The following is a 19589-nucleotide window of genomic DNA, read 5'->3' as shown; positions in this document are numbered from 1 at the left end:
CGATGCCCTGCATCGGCTTTTTTGTACCCCCTTTAAACTTTTACACACTTATACACACTATTTGAAGCACCTAAAACGAGACCGGCCCAACACAAATCAGTCTCCCATCAAACTACTCCATCAAAATTAAAGACTCCCCCTACACCCGTAAGAACATATAAGCCGAACAGCCTCTTGCATTTTCCAAGAACTTTCCCATTCAGACTTGTCAGCAACCGCCCTTCCATGCAAACACGATGACAACCTTGTTGGTTTACGGTTTACTGAAACCGACGCCCCCCACAAAGTTGCGAAAGTAGTGGAGCATTATGCTGATCCCTGACCAAAACAACTTGTTGAATGACATACCTTTCATCGACTGCCCTGACATTGAATACGCTATCAGCAATACCGCCCCACTCAACATTGATGTTCTGTTACTCGGAGAAACAGGCACAGGAAAAGACACTCTGGCGCAACGCATACATTGTTTATCCGGACGCAAAGGAAACTTTGTTGCGGTCAACTGTGCCGCCATACCGGAAACCCTTGCCGAGAGCCAATTGTTCGGTGTCAACAGCGGTGCCTATACCGGCGCGATGCAATCGCGGGCCGGCTTTGTAGAAGCCGCCCATTTGGGCACCTTGTACCTCGACGAAATCGATAGCATGCCGTTGTCGCTCCAAGCCAAGCTGCTGCGGGTACTGGAATGTCGAGGGGTCGAACGCCTGGGCTCGACCCGATTCATCCAAGTGGATATGCGTGTCATCGCTTCTGCCCAGCAGTCCCTGCATGAGATGGTGGAACGAGGCGCCTTTCGACGGGATCTGTATTTCCGTCTCAATATCGTCAATATCCATCTTCCCCCTTTGCGGGAGCGACGGGAGCTCATTATTCCGTTGTTTCTTAATATGATCAAACAAGAAGCAGAGGCCTTTAAGTGCCCCGTGCAAGCGCCAGCAGGCGCGCTACTACAGCAATTACTCTGCCACCCCTGGCTCGGCAACGTTCGCGAACTTCGTTCAGCCGCTAAACGCTTCGTGTTGGGCCTAACCCCGCTCCCTACGAGCGTTACCCCCCAGACAGAGATGAATTTGAAGGCACGCCTGCAACAGATCGAAAAAGTATTGATTGAAGAGTCGCTGCAGCGGCATGAACACAGCGTCGACAGTGCAGCCACAGAGTTGGGGGTCGCGCTTCGCACGCTTTACTATCGAATGAAACAACTAAAAGTATTCACCCCTTGAAGCCAAGCAGAGTTAGCCGAGCTGATTTCAAGCTCACTCACTTTAAACAAGCTTGAAATATTTACAAACATACACCTTGTTAAAATCAGGAACGAATCTCACGGCATCAGTCACTCAGGATATGAGCAGCACAATCGCTCAAAAACTGTGCAGACGCAGAACCACCGCTGCACACTCTCATATTCAGTAAAGAGGTAACTTGAATGACTACTCCAATTAGTCCGGTAGATAGTACAGCAGCGTGGGCCAGGCTACAAAATCAGCAAACTGCCGTTGAGAGACTCATAGAAGGCGTCCAAGACACGAAGACAAGCAAGGCGGTTGATAGCGCCAACTCGAAAATGACGATCGCTGGCAAGGTCCAATATCCACGCTAAGTAATCCTGGCCTCCCCTGCTGGCGCTGGGGAGTGCCAGTACCCCTGTCATCGCCAGCACTGTAATAGACAGATTTCAAGGAGTTTCATATGTACATCGACGACGCCGAGCGCGTGAAAATAGGGTCCAGGGGGGTTCTGGCTGAATCGCCCGCCGCATTTGATGAGATCGCTGATATGAATTTCTTCAACGCGCAACTTGATCATTCCGCAGAGCTCTTCAAAAGTACCCCCCCTGTTATTCCCGTTAGCTTATTCAACCTGAGCGCTTCTGAGTCGTCGTTCAAGCGCGTGAAAAAAGGGATGGATGACACCCTGCGGAACAAGCAGACCAAAGAATCCTATGCACTGCCACAATCACTCGCCCTCGCGAATTTTGAAGTGGTCAGTCGAGTCAAGGTGCTCGGCATGCTGGTGAAAGGCGTCGATAAAATCTCCAACCTGGCTTAGACGCATGCATCGCTATCTATCCATCACACTCTTTTGTTTATCGACATTGATGCTCGCCGGCTGCGGTGAGAGTGTTGAACTCCATCGCCAGTTGTCCGAGCAGGAAGCCAACGAAGTCGTTGCCGAGCTGGCGGACAAGCAGATCCGCGCCCAGAAGATTCCGGCCAAAGACGGCGTGGTCGTTCGCGTCCGGGCCAACGACATCAGCCGTGCTGTTCGCACGCTGGAGGCCGCCGGTCTACCCAAAGTGGGCCGCTCCACGTTAGGAGATATCTTTCGCAAAGAGGGGGTAATTTCCACCCCGCTGGAAGAGCGGGCGCGCTATATCTATGCACTGTCACAAGAATTGGAAGCCACGCTGTCGAACATCGATGGTGTGATCGTTGCGCGTGTCCATGTTGTGCTGCCGGAGCGGGTGGCGCCTGGAGAACCGGTACAACCGGCGTCCGCCTCGGTGTTTATCAAGCATGATCCGCGACTAGACCCCGACAACATTCAACCGCGCGTGCGCAGAATGGTTGCCAGCAGCATCCCCGGTATGGCCTCAGCGATAGAAAATACGCAAAAACTGACCGTCGTTTTCGTGCCGGCTACCGCTTATCAGGAGACGCAGCAACTCAACTACCTCGGGCCCTTCCTGGTACCGGAGCAAGACCTCGTGTTCTGGCGCACCAGTATCATGGCCTCCTTGATCGCCTTACTGCTGGGAGGTGCTGCATGGTTATTCTGGCGCCGACGGACCAAGGACAACCCGCCGAAAGAGTCTGCGACCGTACCTTCTTATGAATAAGAACCTCATGTGGGTTCGATGGTGGGTTTCCCCATGGGAAAACGCGCACCGCGACTGGCGCATGCAGAACCGCTTTGTGGAAACAGAGGCGCTTTCACGCGCTTATCATCAACGGGTGAGCCTTCTGTTCGAGATCGAGCCTGAACTTCCTCCCCGCCCTTCTGAGCCTGTATTTCAACTGGTACTGACCTGTAGTCCGTCACAACAAGACCTTGCTCTTTTATTGGTCAGAGAAATAGACAACCCCAGCCACGACAGCCGCTTGAACCAGGCACATCACCTCTGGTGCCAGCGCCTGACCAAGGCAATGACACCCGAGGTGCTGTTGCCGGTGAACGTTGACGACCCGCTGCATTACCTGCGCGCCTGGGTATCACCGGCCATCTGGCAGCGTTTGCGTCTGAGCTTTGCCCGCGAGCGAGTACTTGAACTGGAATCCCACCCCAGGTTGCTCAGCACCCACGGCCGCTTGGACACCATGTGGCAAGCCGCGCTCTGGCGGGCAACTTCAACCCCCCTCAACGAAACCCAACACCTGCCTTCGTGAGAACCCCCAGTATGTTCTGCGGCAAAAAAATCGAGGTGCACACCGTTAACACACCGTTGCCGTCGGCTCTGATTCCTCGGGAAATGCTTGTCGACTTCACTCAGGCCAGCAAGTTGATCGAGCACGCCCAAGCTCAGGCACGTTCACTCATAGAACAGACTCAAGCCCAGTGTGAGCGTGTGGTGGAAGATGCACGCGAACACTTCTGGCAACGCGCCAACCCCATTCTGCAACGCTGGGAGTCGGAACGTCAGGCGATGCATGAGGGCCTGGAACAGGTCGCGACCTCAGTGATCAACACCGCCATTCGGGGTTTCCTGGATGAGACCGTGCCCCCTCAACGCATCAGCGCCCTACTCAACCAACTGCTGGCGGCTCAACTGCCGCCCGTCAGCGCAACCCTGCTGTGCCATCCACAAGACCGAGAAGCCGTCGAGCAGTGGCTCGCTCGCCGGGGGGATGTGCCTTGGACACCTCGAGTCGACAACGAAGTCAGCGCCCAGTCACTGCTGCTCGAAACAGAAGACGGCGGCCTTCATATCAATTGGGTCGATGCTCTGGACCATCTGATACCCCCCCCCTCAAGTGACTCACGGTGTCGGTGAGCGATGTTTTTTAACAAATTTCCAGACAGATGGAACCTGTTACACATCTGCGGCCACACATCAGCTAGCAACCACCGGAGACAACCCATGATTGGTGACGACCGCAGGCTTCCGAAGCTATACCGAGAGCTGGCCCAGGACGAAAGAAACTTCAGTCAATTCACAAATGGCATTCATGAAATGCAAGACATAGAAGAGCTGAAAACGCTGTTCACCCAGATGACCGAGCAATCACTCGGCATGGCCAAGAAAATGTCGATGGCGTCAGCCTTGCACAGCCTCAAGAACGAGACGATCAACTATGTTCTCGCAAACAGCTCCTGATGATTGGCGCTCAGCCTTGCTTGATTGTTTGAATGGCCATCAATCGAACGCGAGGCTGTATGAAAACGACGACGAGCTGAGCCTGAATTGCCATGAAAATCATCTGCTGCTGCGTATTCAACTGACTCGCCCTGGTCTCACAAGCTACCCATTGCAGGCCTGGCTGCGTCTCGGAGGACCCAGCCTGGCGCATTTCAAGGGCACACTGGCCCTATGTCCCAGTACCGGCCACCTCTGGCTGATGCAAGGCCTGTCACGGGGTTGCAGCCTGGACCAACTGTTGAACGCTCTTGAGGCACTCCTGAACCAGCGCGATACCTGGCGCAGAGTCGTTGCTCGCCAAGCGAAACCTGCGCGCAAGAGCCACGCCACTGCGTTACGTAAGCCGCTGCACTGAAATAGAGAACCTATCATGTATAACAAACACCACAAGCGCAGCAGCTTGCGCGTAAACCCGCCTGAAATTTCACTTCGACGTGCAGGTTGGCGATGCCTGATCGCACTGGCCTGTGTGCTCGCTCCGGCGCACAACAGTTTTGCTGCCATTCCCGCCGAGTGGAAGAACACCGCCTATGCTTATGAGGCAGAGCACAAACCGCTAAGGGACGTGCTTGAAGACTTCGCTCAGACCTTCGGCACACAGTTGCAAATCGAAGGCCTGCTGGAAGGCAACGTCAACGGCAAGATCCGCGCGAATACCCCGCAGTCCATGCTGGACAGGCTGGCCGTCGAGCATCGTTTTCAGTGGTATCTGTACAACAACACCCTATTCGTCAGCACGCTGGACCAGCAGGAGTCCGCGCGCCTGGAGGTCTCTTCAGAGACGATAGCGGACCTCAAGCAGGCGCTCAGCGATATTGGCCTGCTCGACAGCCGTTTCGGTTGGGGCGAGTTACCGGAAGACGGTGTGGTACTCGTCTCCGGTCCCAAGCGTTACATCGAACAGATCAAGCACTTCAGCAGCCAACGCCGCTCACCAGATGAGAAACAGAGCGTGCTCAGTTACCCACTGAAGTTCGCCAATGCGGGGGACCGCCAGGTGGATTACCGTGGCGAAAAGCTCAATGTGCCTGGGGTCGCCAGCATTTTACGCGGGCTGCTGGAACCGCGTTCCGCTTCGACGCTCACAGGACAGCTCCAACGCCCAACATCCCAGCCAGCCCCTCTCACGCCAAATGTGCCGCGGTTGGGAAACCCGCTGCTGGGCCAGATACTCGGTGCCAACGGCCACACAGGACACGTGGACGCAGCGCCGGCACTGACCCCGCGAGCACCGGTGTCCGGCGGTCGAATACGCGTCGAAGCCGATGTGCGCAACAACGCGGTGCTTATTTATGACCTGCCTGAACGCCAGGCCATGTACCGCGAGCTGATCAACCAACTCGATGTCGCGCGCAAGCTGATCGAAATCGATGCGATCATTCTCGATATCGAGCGTACGCAGCTGCGCGAATTCGGGGTGAACTGGAGTTTCCAGAACAGCCGCTTCCGGGGTGGCGTCAACATGGCACCCGGGACCTCGTCGCAGCTGTCGATTGAACACCGCGATCGCTTCTACGCCGACATACGCGCGCTCGAAGAAAAGGGACTGGCAACCATGGTCTCGAACCCTTCGGTGCTCACCCTGGAAAACCAACCAGCGGTAATCGACTTCAACCGCACCCAGTACCTCACTCGCGGCAGTGAATACGCAACCATTTTGCCGGTCACCGTGGGCACCAGTTTCCAGGTGATCCCCAGGGTTACCACCAGTCGCGGCAGTCACCAGATCCATTTGGCCGTGGACATTGAAGATGGCAATTTCGACGAGAGCAACCCTGATCCCAACCACCTTGATGTACGCCGGGGCAAGGTCAGCACCCAGGCCGTGATGGCGGAAAAGCGCTCGCTGGTGGTTGGCGGCTTCCATGTCACTGAAAGTGCCGACAGGCAAAGAAAGGTCCCTCTATTGGGCGATATTCCGCTGTTGGGCAAGGCATTGTTTTCCTCGAGCGAACGCCAGAACAATCGCCGTGAACGCCTGTTCATCCTCACCCCACGCGTCATCGGCGACCAGGACGACTCGTCGCGCTACTTGCCGCAAGCCGATCAAGCCGAGTTGCAAGCGGCCCTGGCACCGCTGGCCAGACGCTACGCCCCCCATCAGCCCGTCATAAAACGCAGTGACATCACCGCCACCCTGGCGCATCTGGTCAGCGGGGAAGTCCCCAAGGCTTTCAAGGCGGCACCGATGCCTCTGGGGCTGAACACCCTATGCAGCACCCGCGACCTGCTGTCACTGAACACAGAGCGCAGCCAGTGGTACGCAGGCCCGGAATACAACGTGGCGGTCGTGGTATTGCGCAACCAGTTCAACCGTAACGTCCGTATCGACGAGAAAGAGTGCAGCAACTCGCAGACACTGGCAGTCACCGTGTGGCCGCGCGCCTGGCTCAAGCCGGGCGAAGAGGCCGAGGTATTTGTCGCCATGCGCCCCGTAGTGAAGGATGAACACCTCAGTGTGCCCCGCCCCTCCTTGATCACACCCGCTCAGAAGGCCATGCCATGAAATACAGACCGTTACCCATCATCTTGATCGGTGCAGCATTGCTCGTCAGCGGCTGTACGCCCACCTGCAAAGGTGATTCGTGCTCACGCCCACAATCGACCAAAGACAAGATGGTGATCTGGTGGCCCTCATCGATGCGCGTCGAACCCGGCCCCGCCGGCGAGCGTGCGGACTACCAGACCGTGTCACTGGAACGATGAATCGCCAGCGAATGCCTGACGATCAACGCCAGGTATTTCTGGATAACCTGGTGAGCGGCACTGCCGCTCACCTGTCCCTGGCACCCGGTATCAGCGCTTGCGCACTGCAGGCTGGAAACCGCCCGGGACTGGCACTGAAGATCGCTCGCGAAGCAGTGCAGGCCGGGCAATTGCAGCGGGTGTTGGAAAGGCGATTTGAGCAGGCGCTGGCGTTCGATGGTTGTTTTATCTACGTCGACGACCAAGACGCTCTGGTGATCTGGCACGCCCTGCCCACAACCCACAGTACTGTGGACAGAGTCCTCAGCCGGCTGCTGTCGCTGGCCAATCTGCAAACCTTGGACGCAGATAGAATCCGCTGATCAACGTTGCTCAAGCTCCGGCAACTCCAGGGTTTCGCGCTTGGCTTCATCATCGAGCTCACGCAAGGTGCGGTAAATCACTGCAACCGCCTGCAGGGTTTCGCGGGGGATACTGGCACCCAGCTTTCTCGTGTAGAGCGTACGGGCCAGCCACACGCACTGGATCACCGGTACGTCGGCAACCTTGGCGCGATGGATCAGTTTACGGGCTTCTGCATCCGTACCTTTGCTGACCAGCAAGGGCAGCGGGGTTTTACCGGGACGGTAATACAAGGCGACAGCAAAGTGCGTCGGGTTGACCACCAGCATATCGGCCTCTTCCAGCTTGGGCAGCTTGACCTTCGGCTCCTCCTGGGCCAATTGTTGCGCCAGTGCGCGCCGCTGGCCTTTTACATGGGGGTCGCCTTCCATGTCCTTGTACTCTTTGACCACCTCCACCTGGGTCATGCGCATGCGCTTGGCAAAAAAGTGCTTCGCCATGATCAGGTCGATGAGCGCCAGCACCAGCAGCATGCCGAGGCAGACATGCAACAGGTGACGGAACAACGCGATCAACGCCAGGATGTAACTCTGCAGATCACTGGTGGCCAAATTGATCAGCGTGCCCAATGAGGGCCAGATCACCACATACAGAATCAACGCGATCAGGCAGGCTTTTGCGACGCTCATCAACAAGTTCATCAACTGCTGGGCCGAGAACATTTGCTTGATTTGGCTGATCGGGTTGAGGCGATTGAAATCCAGCTTCAGGGTCTCCGGTGCAAACAGCAATCCGAACTGCATCCAACTGCTGATCAGCTTGGCGGCGATCGCCACCCCGGCCATCAACAGGGCAAATGAGAAAAAAACCACCATCCCTTCAAACAACACCTCCTCCAACGCTCGCGCAAAGGGCTGAGCCAGGCGTGACATCGGCAGCAGCATCAATTGTTGGAAGCGTTGCAGGCTGCTCTCGGCGGTGAACAAGGCAATTTCGCTGATGGCCGTCAACGCCACCAGCTTTGCCACATCCTGGCTTTGGGCAACCTGGCCCTTCTTGCGCTGGTCACGCAGCTTCTTGGCAGACGCCGGGTGCTTTTTTTCGCCGGAGTCACTCATGGGATAGCGACCTTGATCAACAGCCCCACTGAATGCTTAAGATCGCCCAACAGCCCCATGCGCCCGACGATCAGGTCCTGCAACAGCGCGTAGTAGAGCAAGAGAATACCAATCCCCGCCAGGCTCTTTACCGGTGGCGCCAGCGTACTCACTTGTAACTGTTGGCTGTAGACCCCCAGCAGAGCGATGCCGAACTCCAGCAACAACAGCACCGCAATAAACGGCGCAGCGTAGAGCATCATGTGCGTAAAGGTGTCACCCAACAGACCAATGAACACACTCATGCCATTCGCCGCCGGCAACGGGAACCACACAGTGGGTGGCCAGATCAGGTAACTGTCCCAGATGACTTGGGTCAACGCGCCCAACCCCAAGCTCGCCATCAGCAGGAAAATCGCCAGTTGCTTGAACAAGTGCCCGATCGGCGTCGCGTCCGGTCCCAGCGACGGGTTGAGCTGACCACCGGCCAAGGCGCCGCGCTGGTTATCCAGCAGCGCACCCACGGACTCAAACATCCAGAACGGCATCGATAGCAGCACGCCCAGTAAAACGCCCAGAGCCACTTCCTTGAGCACCAGCGCAATCAGCAGCATCGAGGAGTAATCCTGTCCCGCCAGCGCCGCATGGATACCCGGTGCAGGCATCAAGGCCAACACCATCACGATGGTATGGCGCGGCATGCCCTTTATATGCTGAAAACAGAACGCCGCGACCAAAATGCCACAAGGGTAGATGCGCGCCATGCCGATCACCAGGCTGGGCAAATACTCGAGATAGAGCTGCATGGGCAGGGTCTCAGTTCAAGGCCGACCGGCCGATCATGTCAAAGGTCAGGTTCATCAGCTGGATCAACTCCACGCCAATCCAACGGCCGGTCATGATGAGTGTGATCCCCACCGCCACCAGCTTGATGCCGAAGGGCAATGTCTGGTCCTGCACCTGCATCAACGCCTGCACCAGGGACGTCATCACGCCCACCACCACTGCTATGATCAACGGCGGTGCCGACAGCACAACCACCAGCAACATGCCTTGCTTGAACAGCACGATGGGTTCCATAAACCACTCAGAGATAAGAGAGGGACAGACTATCGAACAACCGTGACCAACCGGACACCAGCACGAACAACAGTAATTTGAGCGGCAGGGAAATGGTCATCGGCGAGACCATTTGCATGCCCAGCGCCAACAGCAGGTTGGAGACAATCAAGTCGATGACGATGAAGGGGATATAGATCAGGAAGCCGATCTCGAACCCCGCCTGCAGTTGCGACAACACGAACGCCGGGATCAACAGGATAAAGTCCTCGCGCTGCACCTCTTGGGCCATCTGCGCCGGCCACAGGCGTGCGGTGTTTTCAAGCAGGTGTGTCAGCACATCCGGATCGATGTTGCGCAACATGAAGGCACGCAACGGTTTGATGGCTTCATTTCCGGTCTGCAAGAACGTTTGCACGCTGCTCAGGTCAAGCGGCGACGCTTTGACGTTCTCGGCGACTTCATACCCCACAGGCGCCATGATAAACAGCGTGGCCGCAAGCGCGATGCCATTGATGGCCATGCTCGGCGGCACCTGCTGCACACCAATGGCGTTGCGGGTGATCATCAGCACAATCACGATCTTCAGGAACGCCGTGCAGACGATCAACAGCATGGGCATCAACGACAACGTTGCCAGTAGTAAGGCCAGGATTAAGGGGTCCACCCCCTGAAACGTCATCGGTCGAACATCACGCGGGAGAGTTGCAACCCCAGGCGCCCATCGACTTCCACCAACTGCCCCTGACCAAGCGGTCGGTCACCGTAATAGAGCCCAGCCGTGCCTGGCGCGTAACCGGTAATGCCCAGCACCGCGCCTGGCGCGAGGTTGCGCAACTCGCCCAGGGTCAGGTTCAACGTGCCGCAGCGTACGTTCAGCGCCATGCTCAACTCATCGAACGGCTCGTGGCCGAATACGTCCATCACAGGCTCATCGCCCTCATCCCCGGCGTAGTGGGGGGCTATAAATTCTTCGTCCACAGACGTCTCCTCGATTGAAGTTAGGATCAGGCACAACGGCCCGCTGTCATCGCCAATGCACCCATGCAGTCGCTGTTTGCCAACCTGGACATGGCCACTGCCCTGGGGGTGGAAAAAGGTCTGCTCAAGCACCAACACATCCCCAGTGCGCAGACTGCGTGCTTGGGCGATCGGTAATTGCAAGTGCCCAAGGGGCACCGCAATCGCCAACCGAAACGACGCGGGCAACGGCCCGGCCGTGGCACGCCATAGCCCAGCGTCGCAAAATGCCAGGAAGCTCTCGGCGCTCATCCACATATACCCCTCGACCCGGGATTGCCCGAGGGTCACACTAAGTCGGCAGCCAAACGCCTTGGAGGGTTTGGTCTCCAGCAAGCGAATATTACCCAGCAGGGCTTTTACCTGAGGACTCAGGTGATACTGGAACAACGTCCAAAACCAGGAGTCCGGATCGTTGCCCGACGGAGCCAGCGTCACAGGACACTCACCCAGCAGGCTGAGCAGCGGCCCCGCGTCGGCCAGCGCCAGTACGCCATACACCGTATCGAAGCACGCCACCTCACCACGTGCCGGGGCACGCCCAGGTTCGAGCCTCAGCTGACCTCGCTGCCCGGCTACCTGAAACGGCATGCACAGGCCACGCCCCAGCCTGCGTCGGGCAGCAACTGTGTTGCCATTGACCGTAGGTAATGTCAGCAACGGCACTAGCATGCGCAGCCGGCATCGGGTAAAAACACGCTGACCGGCTGTCCCAGCATGCGTGCGAAGCGATCCTCACATTGTTGCCGCATACCGCTGAGCCATCGCGCCGTCGCTTCCTCTTGCGCCTCCAAATCGATACTCCAACTGCTCTGCTCGCGGTGCACACTGGCATTGATTCGCCCCAGACGAGGCAAGTGGAACACCGCCTGAAGCGGCCACTGCGAGGCGCCCTGCAGACGCGTCGCCAGCTGTTCGGCAAGCGCCTCGATCATCGCGGCACCGCCCAGTGACTTTGATCTCGATAGGTAAGCGCCCCCGCCTGAGCCCTCACCGTCCTCAGCCCACATCTGGTTGAACAACCGCGTCAACTCCACAGGCACGACGCCTCCTGCTCCGGGCTCACGCTCTTCTCGTTGTTCAAGCCCCCGTGGACGTTCAGCGGGTTTATCTGAAACCTGGGTCATACCGACTCCTGCACCAGTAAAAAGGATAACTCCTGAAGTTTTTCCACTTGTCGCAGGCATTCAGTGGCCTGTTTCTGGGCACTGCCGACACAGGCTTGCTTCTCTTCTTGCTGGCCCCGCAAAACCTCCAACTGCCCGATATTCCGCTGGGTATTGGCAGACAAACCGCGCTCCTGCGCGCCCCAGGATTTCAGGGCCTGCAGGCTCAGTACCTGGCCCTGATGCTGGCTGAGCAAACGAGCACTCTGCCGGGCCTCTTCCTGCCGGGTTTGCTCAAGGGTGTCCTGGGCCTGTTGGATATGTGCAAGCAGGGCCTGCTGGGCCCGCTTCGCTTCACGCAGGGCGCGCTCGGCGCGGTCTGCCCGATGGCGGCGCAGGCGCCGCAGCGTTTCGACTTCACCTAGCAGCTCGTCAGAATGGGACATAAGCGGTCAGCTCCTTGAGTTGCTCCAGCGTCATTGCCATCGGAGAAGGCTCACGCAAGTCCTGACGCAGGAAACCATCGACGGCCTGGCGGCTGTCCACTGCCAGGTCGGTCAAGGCATCACTGCCTGGCTGGTATTCCCCCAGCTTGAGCATCAGTTCGATCTGCTGATAGGCCGACAACAACCGTCGCAACGCGGTACCCGCCTGGATATCCGCAGGCTCGGCGACATTGCTCAGTATCCGCGACAAGCTCGCCAGCACATCCACCGCCGGGTAGTGCCCGCGCTCAGCCAGCTTGCGGGACAACACGATATGGCCGTCGAGCAGCGAGCGAACTTCATCGGCCACCGGGTCATTCATGGAGTCCTGCTCGATCAGCACCGTATAGATCGCCGTGATCACGCCCTCATTGGTCAACCCGGCGCGCTCTACCAGCCGCGGTAGAAGGCTGTAGACCGACGGAGGCAAGCCGCCGCGGCCAAGGGGTTCGCCAGCGGCCAGGCCGATTTCACGCTGCGCCCTGGCGAAACGCGTCAGGGAGTCGATCAGCAGCAACACACGTTGCCCCTTGCGGCGAAAACCTTCAGCCAGAGCGGTTGCCGTAAATGCCGCACGGGCTCGCTCCATGCTGGAGCGATCGGACGTGGCACACACCAGTACCGCCTTGGAGCGCAGCTGTTCATCCAACTCGTGATCGAGAAACTCACGCAGCTCACGGCCCCGCTCACCGATCAAGCCGAACACGATGACATCGCACTCCACGTTTCGGGCGATCTCGGCCAACAGGGTAGTCTTGCCGCAACCCGCACCGGCGAATAGGCCCACACGCTGGCCTTCGCCCAGCGTCAGCAGGCCATCGATCGAGCGTACCCCGGTGGCAAGCGCACGGTTGATCCGTGGCCGTTCGGTGGGCAACGGTGCCTCACACAATACTGCGCTGGTATCCGGCAAATCGGCCTCAACAAAGGCGCTGGGACCGTCTCCCGCGATCGGTCGTCCGAAACCATCCAACACCTGACCCAGCAATGCTTCGCTGACCTGTACCCGATGTGACACCCCAAGACGCTCGACGCCGGCGCCCACCCGCACGCCTTCCAGGTTACCCAGGGCACTGAGCACAGCATCCTGCTGATCAAAACCGATGATCTCGGCGAGCATGTAGTCGCCAGGCTTTTTCTCCACTTGGCATAAATCACCGATACGCGCCTGGGGCAGTCGGCACTGCAGTAACATGCCATTGACGCGCTGGATGCGCCCACGCATTGTCACGGGCGCGAAAGTCGCCAACGACTGCGCCTGACGCTGTTGCCAGGCGTCGAGACGCGCTTGCATTTGCGTACTCACCAGCGCACCTCATAACGCTGCGCCCCATCGAACACGACTTTGCTGTTATCGATCAGCACCAGGCGCAGGCCATCCACTTCATCGCCGATAAACAGCCGGCTGCCCTCCTCCAGGACCACATGACCATTGGGCCCGCCCACAATCTGCACAATCTTGAACGGCAAGGTTGCATCGCGCACGCGCACACGGCTGATCACCGGTACCGCGCTGTCATATTGCTCGCCAAAACGGTTGAGCATGCGCGCCACCATCGCTACATCATCCTGGGATACGTCGCCATCGAGCGCGACCTGGCCATTGATCACCTGCAAGTTGACTCGCTGGCCCAACTCGCGTTCGTTGAGCATCTTCAACAGCTGTTGGCGCACTTCGAACGGTGAGGCCAACGCCTGCTTCTGCACCACTGGCGGCCTCAAGGACGCCTTGGCCTCCGGGTCCCCGGTGGACGCCATGCCCACCACGATGAAAATGACCGTTATCGCCAGCACCAGGCTGATCAGGCGCTTTTGCTGGGAATGGGAGATAGCCGACAACGTGAGTTCCCGCGCCGGCTCATTGAGCGCGGGCGGCGCTACCGGTGCAGGGGCGGGTGATTGAGGCCAGGGCTCGTCGGCCAAGCTGACACACAGCCGCACGCCCCCCACCCAAAAGACGCCATTGAGCGCCAGGCAGGCGATCTGGGCCAGCACCTGACCATCAGCGCCACGTAACAACCCGGCTTCGGCCTGCACCGACCAGTTCGCGTCTATGAGCCTCAGCCTTGCATGCTGCTCGGCGATGCCTGCATCGTTGAGCACCAAGTCTGCATCGCCCTGGGCACCGATGCTCCACTGCTCCCCAAACAAAGGCAGTGCAGCCCCCTGGTGCAGTCCATCAAGCACGCGTAACTCGAACATCATCAAGCCCTCATGCCACCGCACCGCGCATCAATTCGTCCTGGCCCAGGTCAAAGCGGCCCAACACCTTCACCTTGGAAGTACTACCCAGCTCGGCGAAAGACAGCACCGGCACATGATTGAACTCTTCCACCAGTAACGTGCGCAGAGGGCTGCGCAAATCCTGCGCGACCAGCATCACGCTCTTGAATTTGGGGCGCGCGGAAAAGGCTTGATTGAGCAGGTTGATCAACGCCGCGCTATGCTCTTCGTCGAGTGCGAAGAACACGCCGGTCTGGGTCTGGCGCAATGCCTCACGCAGGATGTTTTCGGTCTGCGGCGACAGTAGCCATGCCTGCAGGCCGTCGGCTTCGCGGTACTGATGGTAGATCTGCGCCTTGAGCGCAATGCGCGCGTAGTCAGCCAGTGCGTCCGGTTCACGCTCATGCTGGCCGTACTCGATCAGTGATTCGACAATCAGCCGCACCGCCCGCAACGGAACACCTTCACTGGCCAAGCGTTGCAACACCGCCGAAAACCGCGACAGCGGCATGATCCGCTGCAGTTCCTGGACCAATTCCGGTTGGTTTTGCTCCAGCCAGCTGAGGATCGATTTGCTCTCCTGGATCCCCAGGAACTGTGGCCCGCTGAACATCATCGCCTGTTTCATGCGCTCTACGATCAGGCTCGCCGCGGTGAAGCGCTCCAATAGCGGATCATCGAGCAGCGGATCATCCGGCGCCAACCAGAGCCACTCCTGTTCATCGCGCTCCGCCTGCCCCGGTATGGCGTGAGCCGGCTCAACCGTGAGCGCCTTGCGCTCAACCGCAACCAGGCTGACGACCGAGGCCTTGACCATTGGCACTTCGTGCACACAAAAGCGCATTTCATCGTCGGCCAGCGTGTCATCGAGTTCCACCTCGAACGGTGGCAATGTCAGGCCGATATTGGCGACCAGCGCATTTCGCGCCTGGCGAATCGCGTGAATAAGATCGGTCACCTCAGGCGTCCCACGCAGCACTGGAGAGAACTGCAACAGGTACGGCCTTGAAGGATCAAACCCACGCAAGTCCTCACGACCGTTCTCTTCCGGGCGCACCGCTTCTGCAGCTTCAGCGCTGGGTTGTTCCAGCCGCTGGCGCTGTCGCACCAAGTAATACCCCAGGCTGCCAGTGACCAACGCTATGAGGATAAATACCACGGTGGGCATGCCAGGCACAGCCGCAAAGGCCAGCATCCCTACCGAAGCGATCATCCAGCTCTTGGGTTCGCTGGTCATCTGCCGGGCAATTTCGGCGCCCATGTTCGTGATGCCCTTGCGGCCATCCGGCGCTACGCGGGTGATGATCATGCCGGCCGTGAGAGAAATCAGCAGCGCCGGGATCTGCGCGATCAGGCCGTCGCCGATGGTCAGCACCGAGTACAGGCTGATAGAGTCGGAAGCGCTCAAGCCATGCTGGAACATGCCTGTGGCGAAGCCGCCCAACAGGTTGACCACGACAATGATCAGGCCTGCGATAGCGTCGCCCTTGACGAATTTCATCGCACCGTCCATGGCCCCGAACAGTTGACTCTCACGGGACAACTGATCCCGTTTGTCCCTTGCTTGCATGCCGTCGATAAGGCCGGCGCGCAAGTCGCTGTCGATGGACATTTGCTTGCCGGGCATCGCGTCCAGGCTGAAACGCGCCGCCACCTCAGCCACTCGCTCCGAGCCTTTGGTGATGACCAGAAAGTTGACCAGGGTCAGGATCAGGAAGATCACCATGCCCACGGCCAGGTTTCCGCCGACCACGAAATTACCGAAGGCCTCGACGATGTCACCAGCGTCTTGCTCCAGCAGGATCAGACGCGTGGTCGCAATCGACAGTGCCAGGCGAAACATGGTGGTCAACAGCAGAATCGATGGGAACGATGAGAACGCCAGTGGCCCTGGCAGGTACAGCGCCAATACGATCAACAGGCACGAGATGCAGATGTTCAGCGCGATCAGAATATCCACCAACCAGGTGGGCAGCGGCACGATGAAAATGAACACGATGGCCATCACCACCACGGCGCCCAGCACTTCGGCGCGCTGCGCGACTTTCAGCAAAAAACGGTTGATGGCCGAAAGCGCAGTCACGCAAAAGTCTCCGGCGTTGCTGTGGCTTGCAGGTACTCACGCTCCATTTGCGTGAGTTCCCCCGCTCTTACCAACAGGTTGTGCAGAAGCTCCTCACGTGTCCGGTGGTCAAACCACAACGCCAGAGGGAACTTCTTGAATACCGAGTAAATGGCATTGAGGGCTATCAGGGTGCGGCTAAGTTGGCTGCCCGCGTCCAGTTCCTCCAAGAGTTGTTGAAACTCATGGGAGTCCATGCCTGTAGTGGTGTAACCCAACAAGCGCTGCATCAGCTTCGACGTAACGCGCTCTATCCTCAGACGCTCGATCAATGCCTGGCACAGGGCAAATACTCCACTCAACTGCCAACAGCTTTGCAGGCCCAGGAGCAAGGTACGCAAATGCGCCGGGGGCAATGATGGCACCTTCGCCGCGATATCGTCCGCCAAGGCTTTTTGCATCACCTTGAGCCCTTTTGAAAACCGATCGACACCGAATAGATCCAGCAGCTCCTGCAACATCTTCGCCAGGGATTGGTGCAAAACCACACAGGTGTAATAGCGCATTCGCACCGCCAGACGCTCTTGCAGGTCGGGACAGCCCTCCTCAAGTGCAACCGCAGTATTCAGACCGGCCTGGATCTGTCCTGCGAACCTAGCCTCCAGCTTGATGCGTGCATCGCGTGCCAACGCTGCTTCCGCGCCCGCCTGGGCCTCCACATTCTTGAGCACAAGACAGGTGAGCGTGGGGTCGCCTGCGCAAACCTCAAGCAACTCACCAACATCGGCACGTATTTGCAGATGCTGCTTGAACTGCAATGTGGCCATTGCCAAGGTCTTCTTGGCGGGATGACCCAATTGGTTATAAAGCTGCCTGAGTATCTGAACCGATGCCACAGGCAGGATGAGCGGCCGCTGATTCAGCGCCCGGCTGTTGGCTACCACTTCCTCGTTGAACAGAAGAGCCAGGTCATCGGTAACCGGGCCAGCAACAGCAGTAGCAGGTGTTGAGGGTTGGCTGATGCTTGTCCGATCCCCGGGGTGGATCTTTTGCAGTTCGGAAGGGAAATCAACCATGACTGGACCTGAACAGGAGGAATGTTTCCCTGTGTGGCAAGACCTGCCCAAACAGTTCCATCAACAAACGGCCGACTGCACATTTGAAAAGACTTGCACGCGCTTGCAACGCTCTATGCAAACCCTTGCACAAAATCGCATCAATACAAGATATTTATGTATATAAATCAATATCTTATGAGTTTTTTCCGCCTGGCACAGCCAGTGCAACCGGGGTTCTCGTCGACACCTTTCGACTGCGTCTACTCCAAGGAAAAATCCATGAATATCCCTATTGAAGCTTTAGCGCACCTGGTTGGCAGCTCGCCTCAATTCATGCTTCACCTGACAGACGACCAGCAAAAAAAACTTCGGCGCTTCATTCACAAGCGCGTACTCAACCCCGAAGATGCAGACGACCTTCTGCAATTGACCTACCTGGAAGCCTGGCGCAACCGTGAACGTTTCAGCGGGAATGCCACGCTCAGCACTTGGATGTGCGGTATCGCGCAAAACCTCATACGCAACCACTTCAGACGCCTGTATGCCAAACCCGTGCATTGCGAATTCGATGAATCGCTGTGGCATGGCCAGGAAGACACGCAAAACCTGGACTGGGAATTTGAAATCAATCGGCGCCTGGAGAAAACCTTGAGCGCCATAGACCACCTACCGATAGAAATGCGCAAGACGCTGTACGCCTCACTGGAAACTGACGGCAGCTACCAGGACACCGCCGACGCACTAGACATTCCGATCGGGACGGTTCGATCACGCCTATCACGGGCGCGCGAACAGCTTAAACGTGCCACCCACAACTCGAAGTATCCCTAAAGCCAGACCCACGTTGGGCGGCAGGGATATCTGCCCAACGTGATCAGGCCTTTCTGGCGGTGCAGACGGGTGAATCGCGAACCACTCGTCGCCCGATCCGGTGATTTCGCTTAAACAGTTGAAAGCGCAGATAAAAATTCAAAATAAATACTTGACGCATTGCCGTTCTGCGCGAATAATGCGCGCCACTTGGCTACATAGCTCAGTTGGTTAGAGCATAGCATTCATAATGCTGGGGTCCGGGGTTCAAGTCCCTGTGTAGCCACCAAGTACTAAAAACGGCTTACCGAAAGGTAGGCCGTTTTTTATGCCTGGCAAAAAGTGCTGGGGCGATGGTATTGCGGTTACAAGCGGCGCACTTGCGTCCGAAAAAAGGCGCCATCTGTATTTTGACGCCCTCTTGACCCGCTGTTAGTGTCCAGCCTCCCTTCTACGCGCGGAGTGCTCCACGGTGAAACTGGACATCTACCAAGTCGACGCTTTCAGCCAGTCCCCCTTCGGCGGCAACCCGGCAGCGGTCTGCCCGCTCACCAAGTGGCTCAGCGATGAGCAACTGCAAGCCGTCGCCGCCGAAAACAACCTTTCCGAAACCGCCTATTTTGTACCTCGCGACGGCTTCTACGAACTGCGCTGGTTTACCCCCGAAGTCGAAGTGGACCTGTGCGGCCATGCCACGCTTGCAGCGGCGTGGGTGTTGATTCACCAACTGGCAGATGCGCCAGAGGTGTTGCGCTTTGCCACGCGCAGCGGCGAACTTCGGGTGACACGCAATGGCGATGAGCTGGCGATGGACTTCCCCGCCAAGCAACCGCAACCCTGCGAGCCGCCTGATGGCATGTTGAGCGCGCTCGGCATTGAACAGGCTGACGTGTTCAGCACCGATGACTACATCGTACTGCTGGACGACGAAGCGCAAGTCGCCGCACTGACACCGGACTTCGCCCGCCTCAAGGGCCTGCCCAAACGCGGCATTGCCGTCACGGCCAAAGGCGCGCGGTTTGATTTCATCTCCCGTTGGTTCGGGCCGAATGTGGGTGTGAATGAGGACCCGGTGACCGGTTCGGCCCACACGTCGTTGGCGCCATTCTGGGCTGAGCGCTTGGGCAAGAACCTGTTGACCGCCGAACAGGGCGGCAAGCGCCGTGGTCAACTGCGCTGCGAGTTCAAGGGTGATCGCGTGATCATTTCCGGCCACGCGGCGCTTTACCTGAAAGGCACCATTTACCTGTAAACAGCAGTA

Annotated in this window: 23 protein-coding genes and 1 tRNA gene; 13 read left to right on the top strand and 11 right to left on the bottom strand. The window is 58.0% G+C overall.

Annotation, left to right across the window (positions count from 1 at the left end; genetic code table 11):
• Positions 1-308 precede the first annotated feature (308 nt).
• The 10 genes from BLR69_RS25380 (at position 309) to BLR69_RS25335 (ending at position 7428) form a co-directional block, all read left to right on the top strand.
• Positions 309-1226, top strand: a complete 918-nt coding sequence (locus BLR69_RS25380) for a sigma 54-interacting transcriptional regulator (RefSeq protein WP_071494237.1) — start codon at positions 309-311, stop codon at positions 1224-1226.
• A 466-nt stretch (positions 1227-1692) separates the two neighbouring features.
• The gene (locus BLR69_RS25375; RefSeq protein ID WP_071494238.1) at positions 1693-2052 is read left to right on the top strand and encodes a hypothetical protein; all 360 of its coding nucleotides are present in this window, start codon (positions 1693-1695) and stop codon (positions 2050-2052) included.
• Between the two features lie 4 nt (positions 2053-2056).
• Positions 2057-2842, top strand: coding sequence for a type III secretion system inner membrane ring lipoprotein SctJ (gene sctJ, locus BLR69_RS25370; RefSeq protein ID WP_071494239.1), 786 nt, complete (start codon positions 2057-2059; stop codon positions 2840-2842).
• Positions 2835-3389 (top strand): type III secretion protein, encoded by a 555-nt coding sequence (locus BLR69_RS25365; RefSeq protein ID WP_071494240.1) that lies wholly within the window; start codon positions 2835-2837, stop codon positions 3387-3389. The genes sctJ and BLR69_RS25365 overlap by 8 nt, the downstream gene beginning before the upstream one ends.
• 35 nt (positions 3390-3424) lie before the next feature.
• Positions 3425-3994, top strand: a complete 570-nt coding sequence (gene sctL / locus BLR69_RS25360) for a type III secretion system stator protein SctL (RefSeq protein WP_232000937.1) — start codon at positions 3425-3427, stop codon at positions 3992-3994.
• A gap of 87 nt (positions 3995-4081) precedes the next feature.
• Positions 4082-4318, top strand: a complete 237-nt coding sequence (locus BLR69_RS25355) for a hypothetical protein (RefSeq protein ID WP_071494242.1) — start codon at positions 4082-4084, stop codon at positions 4316-4318.
• Positions 4296-4715, top strand: a complete 420-nt coding sequence (locus BLR69_RS30840; RefSeq protein ID WP_076955288.1) for a hypothetical protein — start codon at positions 4296-4298, stop codon at positions 4713-4715. The genes BLR69_RS25355 and BLR69_RS30840 overlap by 23 nt, the downstream gene beginning before the upstream one ends.
• Positions 4716-4730: 15 nt before the next feature.
• Positions 4731-6866: a type III secretion system outer membrane ring subunit SctC gene (gene sctC, locus BLR69_RS25345; RefSeq protein WP_071494244.1), complete on the top strand. Its 2136-nt coding sequence runs from the start codon at positions 4731-4733 to the stop codon at positions 6864-6866.
• Positions 6863-7066, top strand: a complete 204-nt coding sequence (hrpT, locus tag BLR69_RS25340; protein ID WP_071494245.1) for an HrpT family type III secretion system protein — start codon at positions 6863-6865, stop codon at positions 7064-7066. The genes sctC and hrpT overlap by 4 nt, the downstream gene beginning before the upstream one ends.
• A gap of 11 nt (positions 7067-7077) precedes the next feature.
• On the top strand, positions 7078-7428 hold the full coding sequence (locus BLR69_RS25335; protein WP_071494246.1) for a transcriptional regulator: 351 nt from the start codon (positions 7078-7080) through the stop codon (positions 7426-7428).
• On the opposite strand, the gene sctU is transcribed toward BLR69_RS25335, so the two are convergent.
• Genes sctU through BLR69_RS25280 form a run of 11 tightly spaced genes read right to left on the bottom strand, consistent with a single transcriptional unit; the run spans position 7429 to position 17536 of the window.
• Positions 7429-8526, bottom strand: a complete 1098-nt coding sequence (gene sctU, locus BLR69_RS25330; protein ID WP_071494247.1) for a type III secretion system export apparatus subunit SctU — start codon at positions 8524-8526, stop codon at positions 7429-7431.
• Positions 8523-9311 (bottom strand): type III secretion system export apparatus subunit SctT, encoded by a 789-nt coding sequence (gene sctT, locus BLR69_RS25325; protein WP_071494248.1) that lies wholly within the window; start codon positions 9309-9311, stop codon positions 8523-8525. The genes sctU and sctT overlap by 4 nt, the downstream gene beginning before the upstream one ends.
• A gap of 10 nt (positions 9312-9321) precedes the next feature.
• On the bottom strand, positions 9322-9585 hold the full coding sequence (gene sctS, locus BLR69_RS25320; protein WP_071494249.1) for a type III secretion system export apparatus subunit SctS: 264 nt from the start codon (positions 9583-9585) through the stop codon (positions 9322-9324).
• Positions 9586-9592: 7 nt separating this feature from the next.
• Positions 9593-10246, bottom strand: coding sequence for a type III secretion system export apparatus subunit SctR (gene sctR / locus BLR69_RS25315; RefSeq protein ID WP_071494250.1), 654 nt, complete (start codon positions 10244-10246; stop codon positions 9593-9595).
• A complete protein-coding gene (locus tag BLR69_RS25310) occupies positions 10243-11256 on the bottom strand; it encodes a FliM/FliN family flagellar motor switch protein (RefSeq protein WP_071494251.1) in 1014 nt (337 codons plus the stop codon). The genes sctR and BLR69_RS25310 overlap by 4 nt, the downstream gene beginning before the upstream one ends.
• A complete protein-coding gene (locus tag BLR69_RS25305; protein WP_071494252.1) occupies positions 11250-11711 on the bottom strand; it encodes a type III secretion system HrpP C-terminal domain-containing protein in 462 nt (153 codons plus the stop codon). Before BLR69_RS25305 ends, BLR69_RS25310 begins: the two co-directional genes overlap by 7 nt.
• The gene (gene sctO, locus BLR69_RS25300; protein WP_076955289.1) at positions 11708-12136 is read right to left on the bottom strand and encodes a type III secretion system stalk subunit SctO; all 429 of its coding nucleotides are present in this window, start codon (positions 12134-12136) and stop codon (positions 11708-11710) included. Before sctO ends, BLR69_RS25305 begins: the two co-directional genes overlap by 4 nt.
• Positions 12123-13469, bottom strand: coding sequence for a FliI/YscN family ATPase (locus BLR69_RS25295; protein WP_208527878.1), 1347 nt, complete (start codon positions 13467-13469; stop codon positions 12123-12125). Before BLR69_RS25295 ends, sctO begins: the two co-directional genes overlap by 14 nt.
• A gap of 8 nt (positions 13470-13477) precedes the next feature.
• A complete protein-coding gene (locus BLR69_RS25290; RefSeq protein ID WP_071494293.1) occupies positions 13478-14377 on the bottom strand; it encodes an FHA domain-containing protein in 900 nt (299 codons plus the stop codon).
• Positions 14378-14387: 10 nt separating this feature from the next.
• Positions 14388-16481, bottom strand: a complete 2094-nt coding sequence (gene sctV / locus BLR69_RS25285; protein ID WP_071494255.1) for a type III secretion system export apparatus subunit SctV — start codon at positions 16479-16481, stop codon at positions 14388-14390.
• The gene (locus BLR69_RS25280) at positions 16478-17536 is read right to left on the bottom strand and encodes an HrpJ domain-containing protein (RefSeq protein ID WP_071494256.1); all 1059 of its coding nucleotides are present in this window, start codon (positions 17534-17536) and stop codon (positions 16478-16480) included. Before BLR69_RS25280 ends, sctV begins: the two co-directional genes overlap by 4 nt.
• A 261-nt stretch (positions 17537-17797) precedes the next feature.
• Here BLR69_RS25280 and BLR69_RS25275 point away from each other — a divergent pair, with 261 nt between their 5' ends.
• From BLR69_RS25275 to BLR69_RS25265, 3 genes are all read left to right on the top strand, one after another.
• Positions 17798-18349 (top strand): RNA polymerase sigma factor, encoded by a 552-nt coding sequence (locus BLR69_RS25275; protein WP_071494257.1) that lies wholly within the window; start codon positions 17798-17800, stop codon positions 18347-18349.
• A gap of 191 nt (positions 18350-18540) precedes the next feature.
• Positions 18541-18617: transfer RNA gene (locus BLR69_RS25270), tRNA-Met, on the top strand.
• A gap of 183 nt (positions 18618-18800) precedes the next feature.
• The gene (locus tag BLR69_RS25265; protein ID WP_071494258.1) at positions 18801-19580 is read left to right on the top strand and encodes a PhzF family phenazine biosynthesis protein; all 780 of its coding nucleotides are present in this window, start codon (positions 18801-18803) and stop codon (positions 19578-19580) included.
• The last annotated feature ends 9 nt before the right edge of the window (positions 19581-19589 follow it).

It is taken from the genome of Pseudomonas azotoformans (assembly GCF_900103345.1).
GTDB lineage: Bacteria > Pseudomonadota > Gammaproteobacteria > Pseudomonadales > Pseudomonadaceae > Aquipseudomonas > Aquipseudomonas azotoformans.
Note: the sequence above shows the minus strand (reverse complement) of the source record. Positions and strands in the feature narration are given on the sequence as shown.